Consider the following 3,029-nt stretch of genomic DNA (forward strand, 5'->3'; position numbering starts at 1 on the left):
TTTTTTGTTTTGGTTAAGTCCTCGATCGATTAGTATTCGTCAGCTCCATGTGTCGCCACACTTCCACCTCGAACCTATCTACCTCATCGTCTTTGAGGGATCTTACTTACTTGCGTAATGGGAAATCTCATCTTGAGGGGGGCTTCATGCTTAGATGCTTTCAGCACTTATCCCGTCCACACATAGCTACCCAGCGATGCCTTTGGCAAGACAACTGGTACACCAGCGGTGTGTCCATCCCGGTCCTCTCGTACTAAGGACAGCTCCTCTCAAATTTCCTACGCCCACGACGGATAGGGACCGAACTGTCTCACGACGTTCTGAACCCAGCTCGCGTACCGCTTTAATGGGCGAACAGCCCAACCCTTGGGACCGACTACAGCCCCAGGATGCGATGAGCCGACATCGAGGTGCCAAACCTCCCCGTCGATGTGGACTCTTGGGGGAGATAAGCCTGTTATCCCCGGGGTAGCTTTTATCCGTTGAGCGATGGCCCTTCCATGCGGAACCACCGGATCACTAAGCCCGTCTTTCGACCCTGCTCGACTTGTAGGTCTCGCAGTCAAGCTCCCTTATGCCTTTACACTCTACGAATGATTTCCAACCATTCTGAGGGAACCTTTGGGCGCCTCCGTTACTCTTTAGGAGGCGACCGCCCCAGTCAAACTGTCCGCCTGACACTGTCTCCTGCCCCGCTAAGGGGCATGGGTTAGAATTTCAATACAACCAGGGTAGTATCCCACCGACGCCTCCTTCGAAGCTGGCGCTCCGAGATCTCTGGCTCCTACCTATCCTGTACAAGTTGTACCAAAATTCAATATCAGGCTACAGTAAAGCTCCACGGGGTCTTTCCGTCCTGTCGCGGGTAACCTGCATCTTCACAGGTACTATAATTTCACCGAGTCTCTCGTTGAGACAGTGCCCAGATCGTTACGCCTTTCGTGCGGGTCGGAACTTACCCGACAAGGAATTTCGCTACCTTAGGACCGTTATAGTTACGGCCGCCGTTTACTGGGGCTTCAATTCGCAGCTTCGCTTGCGCTAACCACTCCTCTTAACCTTCCAGCACCGGGCAGGCGTCAGCCCCTATACGTCACCTTACGGTTTTGCAGAGACCTGTGTTTTTGCTAAACAGTCGCCTGGGCCTATTCACTGCGGCTCTCTCACGCTTGCACGCTACCAGAGCACCCCTTCTCCCGAAGTTACGGGGTCATTTTGCCGAGTTCCTTAACGAGAGTTCTCTCGCACACCTTAGGATTCTCTCCTCGACTACCTGTGTCGGTTTGCGGTACGGGCACCTCTCACCTCGATAGAGGCTTTTCTTGGCAGTGTGAAATCAGGAACTTCGTCCATACGGACTCGTCATCACAGCTCAATGTTAAAGAATGCGGATTTGCCTACATTCACACCTTACTGCTTGAACACGCGCAACCAACGGCGTGCTTACCCTATCCTACTGCGTCCCCCCATTTCTCAAACGGTGAGGAGGTGGTACAGGAATATCAACCTGTTGTCCATCGCCTACGCCTATCGGCCTCGGCTTAGGTCCCGACTAACCCTGAGCGGACGAGCCTTCCTCAGGAAACCTTAGTCATACGGTGGACGGGATTCTCACCCGTCTTTCGCTACTCATACCGGCATTCTCACTTCTAAGCGCTCCACCAGTCCTTCCGGTCTGACTTCAACGCACTTAGAACGCTCTCCTACCACTCACATCATAGATGTGAATCCACAGCTTCGGTGAATCGTTTAGCCCCGATACATTTTCGGCGCAGCGTCACTCGACCAGTGAGCTATTACGCACTCTTTAAATGATGGCTGCTTCTAAGCCAACATCCTGGTTGTCTGTGCAACGCCACATCCTTTTCCACTTAACGATTACTTTGGGACCTTAGCTGGTGGTCTGGGCTGTTTCCCTTTTGACTACGGATCTTATCACTCGCAGTCTGACTCCCGTGTATAAATATCTGGCATTCGGAGTTTGTCTGAATTCGGTAAACCGGGATGGCCCCCTAGTCCAAACAGTGCTCTACCTCCAGTATTCTCAATCACGAGGCTAGCCCTAAAGCTATTTCGGAGAGAACCAGCTATCTCCAGGTTCGATTGGAATTTCTCCGCTACCCACACCTCATCCCCGCACTTTTCAACGTGCGTGGGTTCGGGCCTCCAGTAAGTGTTACCTCACCTTCACCCTGGACATGGGTAGATCACCTGGTTTCGGGTCTACGACCACGTACTAATTCGCCCTATTCAGACTCGCTTTCGCTGCGGCTCCGTCTTCTCAACTTAACCTCGCACGTAATCGTAACTCGCCGGTTCATTCTACAAAAGGCACGCTATCACCCATTAACGGGCTCTAACTACTTGTAGGCACATGGTTTCAGGATCTATTTCACTCCCCTTCCGGGGTGCTTTTCACCTTTCCCTCACGGTACTGGTTCACTATCGGTCACTAGGTAGTATTTAGCCTTGGGAGATGGTCCTCCCAGATTCCGACGGAATTTCACGTGTTCCGCCGTACTCAGGATACACTCAAGAGGGAATGAACTTTCGACTACAGGGCTTTTACCTGCTCCGGCGGACCTTTCCAAGTCGCTTCATCTAACTCATTCTTTTGTAACTCCGTATAGAGTGTCCTACAACCCCAAGAGGCAAGCCTCTTGGTTTGGGCTCTTCCCGTTTCGCTCGCCGCTACTCAGGGAATCGATTTTTCTTTCTCTTCCTCCAGGTACTTAGATGTTTCAGTTCCCTGGGTCTGCCTCTAAGACGCTATGTATTCACGTCAAAGTACTGTTCTATTAAAAACAGTGGGTTCCCCCATTCGGAAATCTCCGGATCAAAGCTCACTTACAGCTCCCCGAAGCATATCGGTGTTAGTGCCGTCCTTCTTCGGCTCCTAGTGCCAAGGCATCCGCCATGCGCCCTTAATAACTTAACCTAGTTATTAAGCCTAAAAAACTTAATTAAAAAAATAAATGTGTTTGTTACTATATCAATGTCGTTTTATCCAGTTTTCAAAGAACAATGTT

1 rRNA gene is annotated in these 3,029 nt (G+C 51.0%); it reads right to left on the reverse strand.

Annotation, left to right across the window (positions count from 1 at the left end):
• Positions 1–9: 9 nt before the first annotated feature.
• Positions 10–2,938, reverse strand: a 23S ribosomal RNA gene (locus ACIQ2D_RS21735).
• Between the last annotated feature and the right edge of the window lie 91 nt (positions 2,939–3,029).

This window comes from Lysinibacillus sp. NPDC097287 (genome assembly GCF_044761695.1).
Classification (GTDB): domain Bacteria; phylum Bacillota; class Bacilli; order Bacillales_A; family Planococcaceae; genus Lysinibacillus.